Source organism: Nitrospirillum karajorum, assembly GCF_036348415.1.
Taxonomy (GTDB): domain Bacteria; phylum Pseudomonadota; class Alphaproteobacteria; order Azospirillales; family Azospirillaceae; genus Nitrospirillum; species Nitrospirillum amazonense_B.
In genome coordinates, this window is sequence record NZ_JAZBQB010000003.1 from 2,261,352 (window position 1) to 2,279,552 (window position 18,201).

Consider the following 18,201-nt stretch of genomic DNA (forward strand, 5'->3'; position numbering starts at 1 on the left):
CCGATGACCGGTTTCAACCGCTTGGCCCTGTTCGATTGTGACGGCACGCTGGTGGACAGCCAGCATGCCATCATCGCCGCTATGGCCGCCGGGTTCGCTGCCCAGGGGCTGACCCCGCCACCGGATGAGGCGGTGCGCCGCCAGGTGGGCCTGTCCCTGGACGTGGCCATCCTGGGCCTGCTGCCCGAGGGGGTGGGGCCGGGCGCCGTGGCTGGCATCGTCGCCGCCTACAAGGCCGCGTTCTTCGAGAACCGGGAGCGGGGCGGCGCGGTGGAACCGCTGTATCCCGGCCTGGTGGCGGCCTTGGACGCGCTGGAGGCGGCGGGCTTCCTGCTGGGCATCGCCACCGGCAAGTCCCACCGGGGTCTGGTGGCGACGCTGGAGCAACACGGGTTGAACGGGCGTTTCCTAACCTTGCAGACGGCGGACCGCGCCGCAGGCAAGCCGGCGCCGGACATGGCCTTGCGGGCCATGGCGGAGGCGGGCGCCGACCCCGCCGCCACCGTGGTCATCGGCGACACCAGCTATGACATGATGATGGCGCACGCCGCCGGCGCCGCCGCCCTGGGCGTGGCCTGGGGCTATCACGCCCCCGAGGCTCTACTGGCCGCCGGTGCCGCCCGCGTTTGTCATGATTATGCCGAGGTTCCGGCGGCGGTGGCCGCGCTGGTCGCGGTGTGAAGCCCTGGACGTGGTGTGAAAATCGCGGCGCGAAAATGGACCTGAACGAATGAAGCGCATTTACAAGACCGTGGCCGTGGTGCCGGGGCCGACAGTGAACAGCAACGCCGGCTGGCAGGTGCGGCTGGACGCCCATCTCCTGAAGTCGCCGGCCAAGGCCGACCTGGTATTGCCGACACAGGCTTTGGCGCAGGCGGTGGCCGCCGAATGGGATGCCCAGGGCGACACGGTGGTGCCGGCCAGCATGCCGATGATGCAGTTGGCGTCCACCTGCGTGGACCGGGTGGGACCGCAGCGCGCCACCATCCTGGAGGGCGCCGCCGCCTATGGCGGCACGGACCTGCTGTGCTATCGCGCGGCGGAGCCGGCCAAGCTGGTGGAGCGGCAGGCCAAATCATGGCAGCCGCTGCTGGATTGGGCGGCGCTGCGCTATGACGCCCTGCTGCAGGTCACCACCGGTATCATGCACCGCGCCCAGGACCCGGCGGCGCTGAACGCGCTGAAGCGCGCGCTGGAGGACTTGGACGACTGGCAATTGACCGGCGTGCAGAATGTCGTGGCCCTGACCGGGTCCCTGGTCCTGGGCCTGGCCCTGTTCGAGGGGCGCATCGACGCCGATCAGGCGTTCGACCTGGCGGAACTCGACGAGTCGTTCCAAATCGAGCTGTGGGGCGAGGACGATGAGGCCAAGGACCGCCGTCAGTCTTTGAAGGCCGACCTGGTTGCCAGTTTACGTTACCTGGACTTGTTGAAGGGCTGAGCGACGCGGGGCGGAAAAAAAGTGGAATTGGCCGTCCAACGGCGCCTTATATGCGGTGCAACAGCCGTTCAGCACCGTATGCAAGGAGCCTGCCCCCATGACTTTCGATCAGCTTGAAGCCAAGATGCGCGCCTCGCTTTCCCAGTTCACCGGGCTGGGGGCCAAGGTGAAGTTCGACTTCGGCGCCGATGGGGCCCTGTTCCTGGACGCGACCAAGGTGCCCACCGTGTCGCGCGACCCGGTGGACGTGAACACCACACTGAAGATCTCCCTGTCCGACTTCGTGAAGCTCAGCGAAGGCAAGCTCAGCCCCACCCTGGCTTTCACCTTCGGCAAGCTGAAGGTCCAGGGCGACATGGGTGTCGCCCTGAAGCTGGCCGGTATGCTGGACGACTGAGGGTCTGATTTCCGGCCGCCAGGGGGCTGGAGCATAGCCCCCTGGCGCCTCCGTTGCCCTTGGTCAAACCGGCTTGATGCCCTGGGCATAGCTGAACAGCGACTTCGGATCGACCTTGGTCTTGACCGCCCGAAGCTTGGCGTAGTTGTCGCCATAGTAATCCTGCTGCCAGTCCTTCAGCGACGGATCGGGGAAGTTCTGGTAGGCGCCCACGGCCTTGGTGCGTGCCAGCGCCAGCGCATAGAAGCCTTCCTGCCAGGCCAGTGCCTCGTTCACCAGGGAGTCGGGGTCCTTGGGGGCCCACCAGTTGACTTCGCTCGAGAACAGCCAGTCATAGCCGCGATGCACAAAGGCCGTCTGTCCGGGCTTCTTGTTGTTCACAGCGCCGCCGACCTGGAAGAACTTGAAGGCTGAGCCCATGCTGGTCCGGGGCATGCCTCGGGCGGAATCCATCAAGGCCGCCACGGTGTCCTTGGTCAGGGTGGAGGTGTTCATGAAGGTCGACTTTTCCCGGTAATAATAGGGGAAGGTGGCTTCCGACAGGACGTCCTGGGCCGACCAGTAAGCCATGTCGGCTTCGACCTTCTTTTTGTCCGCCGCCTGCCAGAGGTCCCCGAACAGTTTTTCCACCGCCGCCTGGCCGAAATGCGCCTGGCCCAGGACCGACACAGTCATGCCGGCGTTGGCGAAGCAGTTGGCGTCCCGGGCGGGAACGCTGACCGAGATCTTGCAGCCAAAGCCGTTGGGGGCCTCTTGCAAGCGGTGCAGCAGATTATACAGGACCGTGTCCAGGTCCTTGGACCAGCTCAACTCGAACACGGTGACTGTGGAGACCTTGAAGGTTTGCAGCGTGAAGCTGGTATTGATGCCGAAGTTGCCGCCGCCGCCGCCTTGGCACGCCCACAGCAGGTCGTCACCATCCGAGGCGGTGATCGTGGTCCCATCGGCCAGCACCAGATCCGTTTTGTGCAGCAGGTCAGAACCGATGCCGTACAGGCGCATGTTGAAACCGATGCCGCCGCCCAGCAGGAAGCCCGCGGCGCCGACGCCATCGCACCGGCCATGGGTGATGGTGCGGCCCAGCCGTTCCAGCGCCTTGTAGACCAGGCTGTTGATGGTGCCGCCGGCGATCTTGACCGTCCCGCTTTTCTCATCGACCTCCAGGATGCCCGCCATGGGCGACATGTCGATCAGCAGGCCCTCGGTATTGGAGTAGCCAGCGTAATTGTGGCCGCCGGAGCGTACGGCGAACGGCGTGTTGGTCGTCTTGGCCCAGTTCAGGCAGGCCGCGACGTCGTCGGCGGATGAGCAGCGGGCGATGCCGCCCGGCCTCTTGATGAAGCGCAGGTTGTTGGGGCGGTAATAGTCACCGAAGAACGGGTCATCGGGCATCACCAACGCGCCCTTGAGCGCCCGTGCCAGGTCGGACCAGGCGCTGGGCGGCGGGCAATGCACCTGCGGATGCAGTTCCACGCCCGGGTTGGCCAGCAGCTTTTGCCCCCAGGCAGCCTTGGCCGGCAGGCTGGCGCCCACCGCCAATGCCCCGAACCCCTTCAGGATGGATCGCCGCGCCGTCGCCGTCTCGAATGCCCCCACCACGCATCTCCCTTTAGCCGAGTGTTGAATGTCAACTGACTCTACTAAATGGATTGGTAGTGCAAGAGAGAACTTTTGCCACCCCCTGCGTAGGCCCGTCACAAGACGCGATCAAAAAACGCGGTGGAGCGCGCTTCCTTCAACCGATAAATCTGGGCCGGCCGGTTGCTGCCCCGGCGCATTTCGCCCGGCACCGGTTCCACGAAATCCACCTCCGCCATGCGCTTGCGGAAGGCGGACTTGTCCAGCCGCCGGCCCAACACCCGTTCATACACCGATTGCAGCTCGCTCAGGGTGAAGCGCTCCGGCAGCAGGTGCACGGGCAGGGTGGAGTATTCCACCTTGCGGCGCACCCGCGCCAAGGCGAGACCCAGCAAGTCGCCGTGATCGAAGGCCAAATCCCCGGCTTCCGCCAACACCGTCTCCACCGGCCGCCATGCGGCGTCAGCGGCGTTGCCGCCCCGGACGGCAGGCGCCTGGCCGGGGCCGATGAGGGCGACATAGGCAACGCTGAGGCTCCAGCCCCGCGGGTCGCGGGTGGCATTCCCCACCGTCTGCAACTGCTCGATATAGGGCGTCGCCACGCCGGTCTTCTCCCGCAGGATGCGGTGCGCGGCGGCGTCCAGGTCGGCGTCCTCATCCGTGTGGATCCAGCCGCCGGGCAGGGCCCAGGCGTCGAGGAAGGGGGCTGACCCCCGGCGGATCAGCAACACCTCCAATCCCGCTTCGCCCAGGGCGAAGAGGATGAGGTCGACGGTGGCGATGGCGGGCGCTGCGGCGGTGTCCAGGGTCTTCATGCGGGGATATTACCCTTTCCGCCACTTAGTGTCGATCATCAACTAACTTAGTTGACAATCGCCACTAAGTGGCGCTTGCTATGGTCATCCGCGGCCGGCAGGGGCTGGCCGCTCCGGCAGCAAGGACCGAGCCCATGTTTGGTTTCCGCTACATCAAGACCGAGCCCACCCAATACGTGATGCAGATGCGCGACGGCCGCGTGCGACGCGAGGGGGCGGGACTGGCCTTCTGGTATTTCGCGCCATCCAGCTCGATCATGCTGGTGCCCACCGCCAGTGTGAACGAGCCCTTCATCTTCCCCGAGGTCACCGCCGACTTTCAGGAGGTGACGGTGCAGGGCCAGATCACCTACCGCGTGGCGGAGCCCAAGCGCACGGCGGCTCTGCTCAATTTCACCCTGAATACGAAGGGTGTTTACGCCTCCGAAGATCCGCAGAAGCTTTCGCAGCGGCTGATCGACCAGGTGCAGGTGGCCATGCGGGCCGAGGTGCAGGCCCTGACCCTGACGGAGGTGTTGGCCGCCAGCGACGCGTTGGTTGCCCGCGTGGCCGCCCTGCTGCGCGCCAACGCCGCGCTGGAGGCCCTGGGCCTGGAAATCCTGGGTTTGTCGCTGTTGGCCGTGCGGCCCAAGCCGGAAACGGCCAAGGCGTTGGAGGCGGAGGCGCGCGAAGCCCTGCTGCGCCGCGCCGACGAGGCCATCTACAGCCGCCGCAACGCCGCCGTGGAACAGGAGCGCCGCATCAAGGAAAACGAGCTGTCGACCGAGATCGCGGTGGAAAACAAGAAGCGCGAAGTGCGCGAGGCGGAGATGGAGGCGCAACGGGCCGTGCAGGAACGCCGCCTGCAAATCCAGCGGGAGGAGATGGCGGGCAAGATCGGCCTGGAACAGCAGAACCAGGATCTGGTGGCGCTGGCCACGGCCAACGCCAAGGCGGAGGCCGACGCCCGGGCTTACGGCCTGTCAGCCATGATGAACGCCTTCGGCGACGCCGATCCCAAGGTGCTGCAGGCGTTGGCCTCGGTCGGGATGAAGCCTGGCCAGCTGATGGCCCTGGCCTTCCGTGATCTGGCCGACAACGCCGCCAAGATCGGGCAGCTGAACGTCTCGCCCGACCTGCTGCGGGAAATGCTGCAGCCGGTGGCGCGGGGGTGAGCCATGGCCGCTTCGGAAAGCCGCAAGGCGGAAGATCGCAAGATCATCCTGGTGGTGCGCGACACCCGGCTGGATGAATTGATCGCCCGCTTCAACACCCTGCAACAGGCGCAGTTCTATATTGAGCATTTGGGGGCCGATTTCGGCGACTACCTGGCGGAGCGGGAGCAATACCGCGCCGCCACGCGGCAGGTGGAAGAGGCGTTACGCCGCTTCGGCCGGGTGCAGCGACTGGATCGCCGCTATCTCAGCACCTTCCTGTTCGGTGCGGACGATGTGGTGGTGGTGCTGGGCCAGGACGGACTGGTGGCCAATACGCTGAAATACCTGGATGGCCAGCGCGTCGTCGGCGTGAACCCGGATGCCCGGCGCTGGGACGGGGTGTTGCTGCCCTTCCAACCCAACGATCTACCCCGCCTGATGGGCGAGGAGATGCGTGCCGGCCGGCCGGTGAAGCACGTCACCATGGCCAAGGCGCAGTTGAATACCGGTGCCGTCCTCTATGCCGTCAACGACCTGTTCATCGGTCCGCGCAGCCACGCGTCCGCCCGCTACACCCTGACGGTGGGGCAGGTGGCGGAGCGGCAGTCGTCCAGTGGCATCATCGTCTCCACCGGCATGGGGTCCACCGGTTGGCTGAAAAGCCTGTACGCCGGCTGGGCCGGGGCGGCGGCGGCCATGGGTGTGGCGCCGCCGGCGGGCACGCTCAATGCCGCCTTTCCCTGGGATGCCGAACGCCTGCACTACTTCGTGAGGGAGCCGTTTCCCAGCCGCACCACGGGCGCCAGCCTGGTGGCGGGCCCCGTCTCAGCGCAGGTGCCGCTGCAGGTGGTGTCGGAGATGGCCGACAACGGCGTCATCTTCAGCGACGGCATCGAGGCCGACTTCCTGGAATTCAACGCCGGCACCCACGCCACCATCGGCCTCGCCGAGCGGCGCGGGCATCTGGTTGTCTAGGCTAGTCGATTCAGCGCTTCAGGCTGAGCCAGACGTTATGCCCGTCGTGGAAGACGTCAATGTCGACCGTTTCGCCGGCCATCAGGTCCACGGGCCGGCGGGGCAGGTAGAGGCCGGGTTGCCAGCCCGAGGACTCGGTGGGGGACAGCGGGCTGTTCTCGAACTCCACCCCGTCCCACAGCTTCAGCCAGATCCATTGCAGCAGGCCGACGCAGCGGCCGTCCGCCGTTACAGGCAGCGACAAGTGCCCGCGCCAGTTCTGCCCCGGCTGCGGATCGACCAGGTCCACGGTCAGCGCCTGGAAGGGGGCGGACAGCGCCTTGAACGGCACCACGCGTTCCAGCCGGACGGAGCGGGGCGCCAGGCGGTTGAAGGCGTCAAGGTCGAAGCCGCTGGCCTGCTCCACAAAGAAGGTGCGTTCCATCACCCGGCTTTCCGCCAGCAGGGCGCGCACCCCGCCGGCCTGGGGGATGATGCGGGCACCGGGGGCCAGCAGCCGGTCCTTGGCGTCGCGCACCGCCGGCAGCACGCGCTCCGACAGCAGGTCGCTGGACAGGATTTCCGATACCAGCAGGTCGGCCGGGCGCGGCAGGTCGGCGCCCAGCGTCACGGCGGTGGAAGGCTTGGCGATGACGGTGACGCGGTCGGCATAGCCATTGTTGGCGATGATGGTGCGCGCGGTCTCCGCGATGACCGGATCGGCCTCGCAGGTGTAGACATGGGCGGCGCCGGCGCGGGCGGCCATCATGGCCAGCAGGCCGGAGCCGGTGCCGATTTCCAGGACGATGTCGCCGGGGCGCACGGCGGCGGTGATGGCCGCCTCATAGGCCGCGTTGCGCTCGATATCGTTCATCATCGGCACATGCCACCGCGGCGTCAGGGCGGTGCGCAGCTTGTTCAGCTGCAATTCGGCCTCGATGAAATCCGGCTTCAGCTCCAGCGCCATCTCGCTGTGTGTCACCGCTTCGGCGATACGGCCCAGGTCGCGCAGCGCCGCCGCCAGGTTGAAGCGGTTGATGGGGTCGTCCGGCTCCGCCGCCACGGCGCGGGCGAAACTCTCCGCCGCCTCGGTCGCGTGGCCCAGCTTCTGGTGGCACAGGCCGATGTTGAAGTCCCGGCCCCGCCAGGTGGGGTCCAGGCTGACGGCCTTGCGGAAGGACTCCAGCGCCTCCTTCCAGCGGCCCAAATGCTTGCGCACCGTGCCCAGGTTCCAATGCACCGCCGACGCCCGCGGCAGCAGGCGCGCGACCTCGCGGTACGTGGCCTCCGCCTCCGCCCAGCGGCCCTGGTTCTGGTGTTCCACCCCCTGGGCGAACAGCTCTTCGGCGGGGCCAATGGCCGTTTGGGCGGGGGCTTTGGGGGCGGACGGTTTGGGGGGCTTGGCCATGGGGCAGGCAGTTCTTTCAGGGGGACGGGATCAAGGCTTCAGGTTGCGGCCAAACCGGGTGGTCCAGTCGCCGCCAGGGCAGGTCAGGGCGCTCTCGGCTTTGCAGAAGCTGTTGGTGTAGGCGGTGAACTGGGCCCGGGCGATCACCCGGTCCAGCGGCACGAAACCCAGGTCGGGGTAGGGGAAGCGGCTGTCCTGGCTGTTGTCGCGGTTGTCGCCCATCAGGAAGACGCGGCCGGCGGGCACGGTGTACACGCCGGTGTTGTCGGCTGGGCCATCGTCACCGCGCTGCAGGATGGCATGACGGGCGATCCGCCCGTCCGTGGCCGGCAGATCCTCCACATACTCGGTCACATGGATGGTGCGTCCATGGTCGTCGCGATAGTCGTAGGCGCCGCTTTCATGGCGGTCGACCACCTGGCCGTTCAGCACCAGCCGGCCATGCACCAGTTGCACCGTGTCCCCCGGCAGGCCGATCACCCGCTTCACCAGCGCTTCCGGCGCGCCTTCCGGTTTCAGCACCACGATGTCGCCCCGCTGCGGCAACTGGCCCAGGACGCGGCCGTCGACGGTGGGGATGAAGCCCTCCGGCAGTGAGATATCGGGCGAATGCCGGCTGTAGCCATAAGCGTACTTTGCGGCGACGAAGTGATCACCCACGGCCAGCGTGGGCAGCATGCTTTCTGAGGGGACGTAATAGCTGCCGAAGGCGAACGCCCGGAAGGACAGAACGCAGACGGCCCAAATCAGGATGAACCGGCCCCAGTCCACTATCGCGCGTCGCATCGTTCCACTTCCTCCCGTCCTACATCAGGGGCCCGGCCCCACCGGCTGCCGCCGCCGATGATGCCGAAGGGCGGGCGGCCTTGTCCATCGCGCCTTGGCCATTGGCAGGCGGCGGCGGTTCGCTCTATACCGCCGTTAGCGCGTTCCGTACCGATGGAAGCCCCATGCCCCCGTCCGCCATTCCGCCCCTCGATCCGCCCGCCGGTCGCGTCGCGACCCACGTCATCCTGCACGGCCGGGTGCAGGGGGTCTTCTACCGCAATTGGACGGTGGAGCAGGCGCTGGAACTGGGTCTGGATGGATGGGTTCGCAACCGGAACGATGGCACGGTGGAGGCGTTGTTCGCCGGCCCGTCGGCTGCCGTGGCGGAGATGGTGTCCCGATGCCACCAGGGCCCGACCCACGCCGTGGTGACGGACGTTGTGGCCACCCCGGGCGCCGATCCTGGCGCCACCGGCTTCCACAAGCTGCCGACGGTTTAGACTGGAAATGAGAAAAGGCCGCGCGTCCTGTCAGAACACGCGGCCTTACCGGTTCGGCGCCCCGACCGCGGGTCAGCTTGCGGCCTGTTGCTGTCGTGCCTCGTTGGGATCACGCAGGACATAGCCGCGGCCCCACACGGTCTCGATGTAATTGCTGCCGTCCGTCGCCTGCGCCAGCTTCTTGCGCAGCTTGCAGACGAAGACGTCGATGATCTTCAGCTCCGGCTCATCCATGCCGCCGTAGAGATGGTTCAGGAACATCTCCTTGGTCAGCGTCGTGCCCTTGCGCAGGGACAACAGCTCCAGGATGCCGTATTCCTTGCCCGTCAGGTGCAGGGGCTGGCCCGCGACCTCCACCGAGCGGGTATCGAGGTTGACGGTCAGCGCGCCGGTGCGGATGACGCTTTCCGAATGGCCCTTGCTGCGGCGGACGATGGCCTGCATGCGGGCCAGCAATTCGCGCTTGTCGAAGGGCTTGGTCAGATAGTCATCGGCGCCGAAGCCCAGGCCCTTCAGCTTGGCGTCCAGTTCCGTCAGGCCCGACAGGATCAGGATGGGCGTGGTGACGCGGGCCGAGCGGAGGCGCCGCAGCACCTCATACCCGTCGATGTCCGGCAGCATCAGATCCAGAATGATGATGTCGTAGTCATACAGCTTGCCGATCTCCAGGCCATCTTCGCCGAGATCGGTTATGTCGACGATGAAACCTTCGGACTTGAGCATCAGTTGGATGCTCTTGGCCATCGACGGATCGTCTTCTACGACCAGCACTCTCATAGGCTTCTTCCTTGAAAGGGGTGTAGTCTCAAGGGAGCGGAAACATCCACTGCCGACTAGGTTAACAGATGCTGCGACATTATGCTACGCGAGTAAGGCTATCCTTTAGCTAACTCATCCGTTGTGGACGCAACCGGCGGGTGCATCCGCCCCTGCAGCCGACCCGCGCGGCTAAGATATTGTCTTTAAAGGGTTCAAGGGCTCGATGGCCATGATCTACGATCCCAGTGTCCTGATCCCGGAGATCGAGGCGCTGCCCCCGTTCAAGATTTTCGGGCGCGTCAGCTCGGTCCTGGGCATGCTGGTGGAGGTCGGCGGGGTGGAGCGCCGGCTGTCCATTGGCGGTCGGTGCCGAGTCATCTCCCGCGGCGGTCGCCCCGTGCCCTGCGAGGTGGTGGGTTTCCGCAACGGCAAGGCCCTGCTGCTGCCCTATGGCACGCTGGAGGATATCGGCCTGGGCTGCAGGGCGGAGGTGACGGAGGGCCAGCCCGAGATCCACCCCACCCCCGCCTGGCTGGGCCGGGTGATCAATGCCCTGGGCGAACCGCTGGACGGCAAGGGCCCCCTGCCCATGGGGCCAGTGGGCAACCCCATCAAGGCGGCGCCCCCCAGGCCAGCACGCGTAAGCGGGTGGGGGCGAAGATCGATTTGGGCGTGCGGTCCATCAACACCTTCCTGTCCTGCTGCCGGGGCCAGCGCATGGGCATCTTCGCCGGTTCCGGCGTGGGCAAGTCGGTGCTGATGTCCATGCTGGCGCGCTACACGGCGGCGTCGGTCACCGTCATCGGCCTGATCGGCGAACGTGGCCGCGAGGTGCAGGAGTTCATCGAGGACGACCTGGGGGAGGAGGGCCTGGCCCGCAGCGTGGTGGTGGTGGCCACCAGCGACGAGCCGCCGCTGATGCGCCGCCAGGCGGCCTACATGACCTTCGCGGTGGCGGAGCATTTCCGCGACCAGGGCCAGGACGTGCTGTGCATGATGGACAGCGTCACCCGCTTCGCCATGGCCCAGCGCGAGATCGGCCTGTCCGCCGGTGAGCCGCCCACCACCAAGGGCTATCCGCCCACTGTGTTCGCCGAGCTGCCGCGCCTGTTGGAGCGGGCGGGGCCGGGGGCGGGTGACGGCACCATCACCGGCCTGTTCACCGTGCTGGTGGATGGCGACGACCATAACGAGCCCATCGCCGACGCCGTGCGCGGCATTCTGGACGGCCACATCGTCATGGAACGCCGCATCGGCGAGCGCGGGCGCTATCCCGCCATCAACATCCTGCGCAGCGTGTCGCGCACCATGCCCGACTGCAACACGGATGAGGAGAACGCGCTGGTCACCGCCGCGCGCCGCCTGATGTCCTCTTACAGCGACATGGAGGAGATGATCCGCCTGGGCGCCTATCGCCGGGGCAGCGACCCCCAGGTGGACCGCGCCATCGAGCTGAATCCCCATATCGAGGGCTTCCTGCGCCAGGGCCGGCATGAGCGCAGCGACCTCGCCACCGGCTATGCCCAGTTGCAGGCCATCCTCAACGGCGCCCCCTGGCCGGTGGGATGAGGCCGCCGGTTAAGCGATGAAAAGCCTGAAGACCCTGATCCGGCTGCATAAGAACGAGGTGGACGAAAAGCGCCGCCACCTGACCCAGCTGCGCGAGCACGACGACCAGCTGACCCTGCGCCGCCAGCAGTTCGAGGCGCAGGTGGAGATGGAGCGCCAGCTGTCCGGCACCTCCGTCGACATGGCGGTGGCCTTCGCCAACTTCCTTCCCCAGATCAAGCTGCAGCGCAACGCCCTGGAACAGGCGCGCCAGCAATTGCTGATCGCCATCCACCGGGCGGAGGAGGACCTGGCCCAGGCCTTCCAGGAGCTGAAGCGCTTTGAACTCGCGGAGGAGGAGCGCATCCGCAAGGAGAAGGCGGAACTGGCCCGCAAGGAGGCCATGATGCTGGACGAGATCGCCGCCCAACGCCACCTGCGCCAGCAGGAAGAGGGCGGGACAGGTGAGGAGTAGGGGACGGCATGCGTGCTTTACGCCCCCTCTTGCTTCTGCCGTTGGCGCTGGCGGCTCCCGTCCAGGCCCAGCCCACCTCCTTCGTTATCAAGAGCGTGCACGTCGACCAGGCCGGCATCTGGCAGGAAAAATCGGACGACGGGGACAACTGCGCCCGTTTCCACCTCAGCGACAAGGCGGCCACGCGCTGGTTCCATAAAGCCAAGGAAGTGACGGAGCGCGCCTGGCGGGAGGAACTGGACTGGACCCCCTGCTTTGCCACCGGCACGCTGACCACGTCGGACGGCAAGACTTACGCCTGGGACCTGGACCGCTCCGGCCGGGGCCAAGTCAAGATTTCCGACACCGTTTCGACGTTCCTGTCGGGGTCGGAGCTGCCCTTCGCCAAGTAGCCCTCAGATGGGCATCAGTTGAAATCGTCGGGATGGGGGCCCAGCCGGCCGCGTGGATCGTCCAGGCCGGCGATACGGGCCATGTCGGCCTCGTCCAGGCGGAAGTCGAACACGGCGATGTTCTCGCGGATGCGATGGGGGGTGGCCGATTTCGGAATGACCCCCAGCCCAAGGTCCAGATGCCAGCGGATGACGATCTGGGCCACCGTCCGCTCATGCTTGCGCGCGATCTCCGTCAGCACCGGATGGTCCAGCAGCGTGCCCTGGCCCAGGGGGCTCCAGGACTGGGTGATGATGCCGTGGGCCTCATGGAAGGCGCGCAGTTCGCGTTGCTGGAACCGGGGATGCAGTTCGATCTGGTTCACCGCCGGCACCACGCCCGTATTGTCGATCAGCCGGGCCAATTGCGGGGCGGTGAAATTCGACACGCCGATGGACCGGGCCTTGCCCGTCGCCCGCAAGGCGATCAGCGCCCGCCAGGTTTCGGTGTAGCGACCCCGCGCGGGTGTCGGCCAATGGATCAGGTAAAGGTCCACGGCCGGCAGGCCCAGCCGTCCCAGGCTGTGGTCCAACGACAGTGCCGGCGCCTCGCTGCCATGGCTGTCGTTCCACAGCTTGGTGGTGATGAAAATCCTGCTGGCGGGTATGCCGGTGCTGCGCAACCCCCGGCCTACGCCGCCCTCATTCCGGTAGATGGAGGCCGTGTCCACCAAACGGTATCCCGCTTCCACCGCCGTCGCCACGACCGGGGCGGCTTGGCTGTCCATCGTTTGCCATACGCCCAGGCCCAGCTGCGGCATGACGCGGCCATCGTTCAGGGTAAGGGTGGGCTGCTCGGCCATGGCGGGTTCCGCTTGCTGCGCGTGCACGCTGATGCCAACCAAGATGGGACGCCGCCGGCCGCCGGCAAGGGTGGCCAGATCCGGGCCGTGCCAGATCCGGGCCCTGTCAGATACGGGTGACGGGGCTGGCGCCGCTGGCCGGTGCCGCTTGGTCGACCCAGCCGTGGGCGCCGGTCTGGAAGGCCAGCGCGCCGCTGTAGCCCACGGCCGCCAGGCTGTTGCTGTAGATGCCGTGCAGTTCCCGCGTCAGGCTGGTGGGCAGCAACTGTCGGGTGCGGATCACCAGATCGAAGCGGCCGGTCCAGATCAGGCCGTCCAACTGAATGGGGCCCAGGCGGGACAGGGTCAGGTCGATCAGGAAGCGGCGCAGCGGCCGGTTGCGCTGGGCGCGGGCGGGGCCTTCCGCCTCCTCGCCCTCCTCCTCATTGATGGCGCGGACATGGACTTGCAAGCGGCCGACCTCGTCGCCGAAGGGTACGGCATAGGTGCGCCAGCCGTCCTTGTTCGGTTCCGCCGCCTGGTTCGCGATGGTGTTGAAATCGTCGGTGAGGCGGGCGGACAGGCGGCCGCGTCCCGCCTTGCCCAGGGTCGAGAGGGCGTCCGACCCCAGCCAGCCGCCGGCGTCGCCGCCGCGCAGGGCCGCCAGGAAGATCACCAGCGTCTTGGTGAGCTGTGGCGTGGGTCGGGGCAGCACGCTGTCGATGAGATGACGCGCGAGGGCTGGGTCGGTGGCGGCGATGACGGCCAGCGCCTCCCGCAGGGCCGGCCAGTCGCGGCCCCGCGCCGGGTCGATGGCGGGCGGCACGGGGTCCAGGTCCGGCGCGGGCAGGGCGGCGGGGGCCAGCCGCACCTTGGTGCCCACCGGCAGGTCCGACCGCGCCTGCAAGAGAAGGGTGCCGCGCGGCGTTTCCACCACCGGCTGGCCGGCGCGCGTCACCCCCACCACCGTACCGGGAATGGCCGCTCCGGGAACAGTAGGGGCGACGCCAGGGCGGACCAGGGCGGGATCAAGCGGCGCGTCGTCCATCGTGGGCGCCATGTCCCCCGGCGCGCCAGGCATCACCTCCACCGCCATGCCCGGCCGTTGAACGGAGACCACAGTCAGGTTGATCGTCTGACCCGGATTGGGGGCGGTGGACACCTGCCCGGGCGCCGTATAGGCGCTGGCGCCCGGGGGTGTCGCCGCGGGCAGGGGGGGCGCTGTCGCTTCCTGCGGGGACAGGGCGCCCGGCGGCAGGGTCATGGCCGGCGTCATGCCGACGGGCCGTGCCGGCCCGGCCAAGGGTGACGCGGTCTTGCCGTCCGCCGCCGGGGCGTGGGGCGGCGTGAGCTGGCCGGGTAATCCGGCCAGGGGCCGCGCGCCAGGCGCTTGGGGGGCCGTCGCGCCTGTCCAATCCGGGACAGCCGGGCTGGCGGATGGGATTGTCGACCCAGCCGCCACCGAGGTCGCCGGGGGGCCGGGGACGGATGACCCCTGTGCGATCGGGGGGCTGGCTGGGGTCGGGAGGCTGGCCGGAGAGGGGGAGAAGGGGGGGCCGGAGGGCAGGCCGGTGCGCACGAAGCTGGGACGGCCGCTCAGGAACACGCCACCACTGACGAACGGTGTCGCGCCGTCCGCTGACGGGGCCGGGCCGCTGGACGATGCCGGCTGTGGACTGGTGGGCAGTGGACTGGCGACCTGTGGATTGGCGACCCGGGGAACGGCCGGCGCGGGAATGCCGAGCGGGGGACCAGAGGATTGCGCCGGGCCGGATGCGCCAAGGTCGGGCAGGAAGCCCAGGGTTGCCAATGCGGACGCCAGCGGGGAGGCGGGCCCGCCACGCGGCTGCTCCGGGCTGGGGGGCGCGTTGGGCGCCGTATCGACCTGCCCCTGGGGTGCCGGCGCGGCCGGCGCTGATGGCGCGCCGCTGGAGGGTGCCTCTGGGGCCGGCGACGTGCCCGTCGGCTGAGACGCCGCCGCCTGCGTCGATGTCGCGGCACTTCCCCCCGGTGTTGGGACGGTGGGGGCGGACGGTGGCGCGATGTCGGGCAGCAGGTCGCCCAGCGACGGCGGATTGGCGGTTGCGGCCGGCGTGCCGCCGGTGGCCCGCGCGAATAGCAAATCCGCCAGGCTGCCCACCGTCCAGGGCGTGGGCAGAGGTCCGCTGGTGCCCGCCGGCGGGTTTTGGGGGCCGGGGTTGGGGGGGCCTGGGGCGACGCACCTGGGGGGCGGCCTGTCCCGCCGTATCGCCGTCCGTCGTCGCCTGGCCGCCGGTTCCGGTCTGTGGCGCGGTGGGGCGGCCTTGGGAGGGGGGCGCGGCTGGGCTGGGCTGCTGCTGCTGCGACGGGGAGTCGTCGGTGAGATCGGGTTGGTCCCCCGTATCCCCCCGGGCGCCCACGATCAGGCCGAGCCCCAGCCCTTGGTTGATGTCGGAGGATGGCGCCGGAACGCTGGATGGGGCGGCGGTGCCGCCGCTGGCCGGTGCTGGACTGAGCAGGACGGCGGCCAAGGTGGCCCCCACCTGTAACGGGGGCAGATTGGATGCCGCCGGGGGCGGGGCCGCCTGTGGGGGCGCGCTTGCCTGGCTGGTGCCTTGAGCCGACTGGGCCGCCGATTGGGCCACAACCGTGGCGGTCGTGGCGGCACCGGCGGCTTGGGCCGGAATTTGCAGGGTGACGGGTCGGTCGGTGGGCAGTGGCGCCTCGGTGCGCACCTGGACGTCGCCGGCGGCGGTGCGGACCGTCGCCTGGTCGCCCTGCTGTTCCGTCACCATGCCGCTGACGGCCAGGGCCCGCGCTAGGCCCGTCAGCTTATCCGGCAACTGGGTGACCGTTACCTGGCCCAGCACCGCGGGCGCGGCCCCGCCGCCGGTTCCGGGGGCCAGCGTCTGGATGAGAACGGACGGGGTTTGGACGCCGCTCATGGCCAGAGCCTCCGCCGCATTGGGCGTGTTCCCCGCCTGGACCGTCCCGTCCCGCCGCGGGCCACGCCGGGTCAGCCCCCCAGGTTCAGGCGGTTGGCCACCATCTCGATGTCATGGGCGGCATCGGAGGTGGGGAAGCGCATGAACAGGGGCGATTGGCTGCGGATGGCCTCGCGCACCTTGGCGTCGCGCCGGACGATGCCGCCCAGCTTGGGCGACATCTTCAGGTACCGCTGGCAGACGGTCAGCAGCTTTTCATACGTCCTCTCGCCCAGCGCCTTGCTGTCGGCCATGTTGATGACCACGCGCAGGTCGGCCATGGGGTTGGCCTGGTAGCTGAGCTTCAGGAAGGCGTAGGCGTCGGTGATGGAGGTAGGCTCGTCCGTCGTCACCACCAGGGTGGTGCCGGCGGGACCGGAGAAGGTGCGGACCATGCGGTCGACGCCGGCGCCCAGGTCGATGACCACCCAGTCATAGCTTTTGGCCACGTCCGCCAACTCGGTGCGCAGCTGGGTCAGCCGCGCCGGCGGCAGGTTGGCCAAGCTGCCCGAGCCGGAACGGCCGGCGATGATGTCGAAGCCACCCTCGGGGAAGCGCTGGGCCGCCCCTTGCAGGGTCACCATGCCGTCAATCACCTGGCCCAGGTCGCGCTTGGGCATCAGGCCCAGCTGGATGTCCACGTTGGCCAGGCCCAAATCGCCGTCGAACAGCAGGGTGCGCTTGCCGCTGCGCGCCAGCGCGTGGGCCAGGGTGACGGAGAAGAAGGTCTTGCCCACGCCGCCCTTGCCGCTGGCCACGGCCAGGATGTTCTGGCGCCGCAGGGGCATGACGTTGTCGGCGGTGGCGAAGCCGGCCGGCGCGCCGGTTGGGGAGAGAAGGTCGTTCATGCGTGGGTCCCCGTTTGCTTGGCGCGGCGTTCGCTGGTTTCAGAGCCGGGCATCATCAGGCGGGCGAGCGATGTGGGTGAAAGGGGTGTCAGGCCTTCGGCGGCGCGCGGGCTGGTGCTGGCGTCGCAGAGGGCAAGGCCGGCCTCATGCGCGGCGGTCAGCATGCTGCCCAGGCGGCGCGCCATGTCCAGGCGCGTGGTCAGCAGCCGGCGGGCGCCCAGGGCGCGGAAGGCACGGGCCATTTCCGCCGCCTCCACCGCGTCCATGCCGGCCGGCAGCACCAGCACGGGTTCGATGTCGGCGGCCACCAGGAAATCGCGCAGGTCGTTCAGGTCGGCCTGGTTGTAGGGGTTGCGGCCGGCACTATCGACCAGAACCTGCTCGGCGCCCCGTTGCACATCCAGCGCGTCGGCCAGGGCCAGCGGATCCTCCACCGTCATCAGGCGCAGCTTCAGCACGCGGGTGAAGGCCGCCAGTTGGTCGATGCCGCCGGCGCGCACCGTGTCGGTGGAGATGACGCCCACCGGCCGGCCCTTCAGCGCCGCGCGGGCGCACAGCTTGGCGACCGTCAGCGTCTTGCCGGCGCCGGGCGGGCCCACCAGCATCAGGGGCCTGGGGAACCGGCCCTCGGGCAGGGGCTGGAAGGTGAACACGGACTCCAGCGCGGCGGCCAGCAGGGTCTGGGCGTCCTTGGCGTCGAAATCGGCGATGCTGTCCATCAGCCGCTGGTTCAGGTCGGCGGGCAGGCCGTGGCGGAACAGGATGTCCGTCACCTGGTCGGCGGGATCGGGCGCCAGCGGGTTGGGATAGCGGTCGTTGATGGCGGAGCCGCCGGGGCCAGGGATGGATTCCTCCACCGCCGCCGTCACCCGGACGCCGACGCCTTCCTCCTCGCGCGTGGCGACGATGATGGCGTCATCCCCCAGCACCTCCCGCACGAGGCGCATCGCCTCGCCCATGGTCGGGGCGTGAAAGGACTTCAGCCGCATGATTGTCCTGCCCTAGGGGCCATATCCACTCCACCTCCCCACAGGGGCCCACCCCCGCGGGACCCTGCCACCGGAACCGCCGCGGCTGCACCCGCCGCCCACGGCAACTGAAACCCCAACCTATCCCCGCGCCACCGGGGTCGAATCCCCGCGCCGCCGGGGGCGAACGCTTCCCGGCCGACCATCCTGGCACGGCGCCCCATCATGGGCGCTGCGCCAGGTCATTCGCGCGCCAGGTCATTCGCGCGTATGCGGGCATTAACCCGGCTTGTCTGCCGTCAAAAGGACAAATACGTCAAGGACCCAAGGATGGCATTTTATTCGGACCGTTGCATCAGCGATAAGGGCGTGCGGGCGCAGCTTCCGGCCCGCCGTGTCATTTACACCGCGCTTGCTTAATTTTGCGTTA

18 protein-coding genes and 1 pseudogene are annotated in these 18,201 nt (G+C 68.4%); 10 read left to right on the forward strand and 9 right to left on the reverse strand.

What is annotated here, in order from left to right:
- The first annotated feature begins 3 nt into the window (after positions 1–3).
- The 3 genes from UCD39_RS24295 to UCD39_RS24305 all read left to right on the forward strand — a co-directional run bounded on the left by UCD39_RS24295 (position 4) and on the right by UCD39_RS24305 (position 1,838).
- The gene (locus UCD39_RS24295) at positions 4–681 is read left to right on the forward strand and encodes an HAD-IA family hydrolase (RefSeq protein ID WP_330498217.1); all 678 of its coding nucleotides are present in this window, start codon (positions 4–6) and stop codon (positions 679–681) included.
- Positions 682–730: 49 nt separating this feature from the next.
- Positions 731–1,441 (forward strand): ATP12 family chaperone protein, encoded by a 711-nt coding sequence (locus UCD39_RS24300; protein WP_330498218.1) that lies wholly within the window; start codon positions 731–733, stop codon positions 1,439–1,441.
- Between the two features lie 97 nt (positions 1,442–1,538).
- A complete protein-coding gene (locus UCD39_RS24305) occupies positions 1,539–1,838 on the forward strand; it encodes an SCP2 sterol-binding domain-containing protein (RefSeq protein WP_145729983.1) in 300 nt (99 codons plus the stop codon).
- Between the two features lie 63 nt (positions 1,839–1,901).
- Here UCD39_RS24305 and UCD39_RS24310 read toward each other — a convergent pair whose 3' ends face one another.
- Together UCD39_RS24310 and UCD39_RS24315 are read right to left on the reverse strand one after the other, a co-directional pair.
- A complete protein-coding gene (locus UCD39_RS24310; protein WP_330498219.1) occupies positions 1,902–3,434 on the reverse strand; it encodes an FAD-binding oxidoreductase in 1,533 nt (510 codons plus the stop codon).
- A 98-nt stretch (positions 3,435–3,532) separates the two neighbouring features.
- Positions 3,533–4,231: an NUDIX hydrolase gene (locus tag UCD39_RS24315; RefSeq protein ID WP_330498220.1), complete on the reverse strand. Its 699-nt coding sequence runs from the start codon at positions 4,229–4,231 to the stop codon at positions 3,533–3,535.
- 134 nt (positions 4,232–4,365) lie between these two features.
- Here UCD39_RS24315 and UCD39_RS24320 point away from each other — a divergent pair, with 134 nt between their 5' ends.
- Together UCD39_RS24320 and UCD39_RS24325 are read left to right on the forward strand one after the other, a co-directional pair.
- Complete coding sequence (locus tag UCD39_RS24320) at positions 4,366–5,385, forward strand: SPFH domain-containing protein (protein ID WP_330498221.1); 1,020 nt, start codon at positions 4,366–4,368, stop codon at positions 5,383–5,385.
- 3 nt (positions 5,386–5,388) lie between these two features.
- The gene (locus tag UCD39_RS24325) at positions 5,389–6,342 is read left to right on the forward strand and encodes a diacylglycerol kinase catalytic domain-containing protein (RefSeq protein ID WP_330498222.1); all 954 of its coding nucleotides are present in this window, start codon (positions 5,389–5,391) and stop codon (positions 6,340–6,342) included.
- 10 nt (positions 6,343–6,352) lie between these two features.
- Here the strand turns inward: UCD39_RS24325 and UCD39_RS24330 are convergent, their stop codons facing one another.
- Entirely contained in the window at positions 6,353–7,729 is a 1,377-nt protein-coding gene (locus UCD39_RS24330; protein ID WP_330498223.1) for a tetratricopeptide repeat protein, read from the reverse strand.
- Positions 7,730–7,759: 30 nt separating this feature from the next.
- Positions 7,760–8,515 carry a signal peptidase I gene (gene lepB, locus UCD39_RS24335; RefSeq protein WP_330498224.1) on the reverse strand — a complete coding sequence of 252 codons (756 nt, stop codon included), beginning with the start codon at positions 8,513–8,515 and terminating at the stop codon, positions 7,760–7,762.
- 164 nt (positions 8,516–8,679) lie between these two features.
- On the opposite strand from lepB, the gene UCD39_RS24340 reads away from it, so the two are divergent.
- On the forward strand, positions 8,680–8,997 hold the full coding sequence (locus tag UCD39_RS24340; protein ID WP_330498225.1) for an acylphosphatase: 318 nt from the start codon (positions 8,680–8,682) through the stop codon (positions 8,995–8,997).
- A gap of 72 nt (positions 8,998–9,069) precedes the next feature.
- Here the strand turns inward: UCD39_RS24340 and ctrA are convergent, their stop codons facing one another.
- A complete protein-coding gene (gene ctrA, locus UCD39_RS24345) occupies positions 9,070–9,774 on the reverse strand; it encodes a response regulator transcription factor CtrA (protein ID WP_145729990.1) in 705 nt (234 codons plus the stop codon).
- Between the two features lie 211 nt (positions 9,775–9,985).
- Here ctrA and fliI point away from each other — a divergent pair.
- From fliI to UCD39_RS24360, 3 genes and pseudogenes are all read left to right on the forward strand, one after another.
- Positions 9,986–11,325, forward strand: a pseudogene (gene fliI / locus UCD39_RS24350) (flagellar protein export ATPase FliI).
- Between the two features lie 16 nt (positions 11,326–11,341).
- Positions 11,342–11,779, forward strand: a complete 438-nt coding sequence (locus tag UCD39_RS24355) for a flagellar FliJ family protein (RefSeq protein WP_145729992.1) — start codon at positions 11,342–11,344, stop codon at positions 11,777–11,779.
- An 8-nt stretch (positions 11,780–11,787) separates the two neighbouring features.
- Positions 11,788–12,171, forward strand: coding sequence for a hypothetical protein (locus UCD39_RS24360; protein WP_330498226.1), 384 nt, complete (start codon positions 11,788–11,790; stop codon positions 12,169–12,171).
- A gap of 14 nt (positions 12,172–12,185) precedes the next feature.
- Here UCD39_RS24360 and UCD39_RS24365 read toward each other — a convergent pair whose 3' ends face one another.
- Both UCD39_RS24365 and UCD39_RS24370 read right to left on the reverse strand, forming a co-directional pair.
- Positions 12,186–13,013, reverse strand: a complete 828-nt coding sequence (locus tag UCD39_RS24365; protein WP_330498227.1) for an aldo/keto reductase — start codon at positions 13,011–13,013, stop codon at positions 12,186–12,188.
- Between the two features lie 106 nt (positions 13,014–13,119).
- Positions 13,120–15,132 carry a hypothetical protein gene (locus UCD39_RS24370; protein ID WP_330498228.1) on the reverse strand — a complete coding sequence of 671 codons (2,013 nt, stop codon included), beginning with the start codon at positions 15,130–15,132 and terminating at the stop codon, positions 13,120–13,122.
- A gap of 454 nt (positions 15,133–15,586) precedes the next feature.
- Here UCD39_RS24370 and UCD39_RS24375 point away from each other — a divergent pair, with 454 nt between their 5' ends.
- Complete coding sequence (locus tag UCD39_RS24375; RefSeq protein WP_330498229.1) at positions 15,587–15,793, forward strand: hypothetical protein; 207 nt, start codon at positions 15,587–15,589, stop codon at positions 15,791–15,793.
- A gap of 194 nt (positions 15,794–15,987) precedes the next feature.
- On the opposite strand, the gene UCD39_RS24380 is transcribed toward UCD39_RS24375, so the two are convergent.
- The gene (locus UCD39_RS24380; protein WP_330498230.1) at positions 15,988–16,803 is read right to left on the reverse strand and encodes a MinD/ParA family protein; all 816 of its coding nucleotides are present in this window, start codon (positions 16,801–16,803) and stop codon (positions 15,988–15,990) included.
- Positions 16,800–17,792: a flagellar biosynthesis protein FlhF gene (locus UCD39_RS24385; RefSeq protein ID WP_330498231.1), complete on the reverse strand. Its 993-nt coding sequence runs from the start codon at positions 17,790–17,792 to the stop codon at positions 16,800–16,802. Before UCD39_RS24385 ends, UCD39_RS24380 begins: the two co-directional genes overlap by 4 nt.
- Between the last annotated feature and the right edge of the window lie 409 nt (positions 17,793–18,201).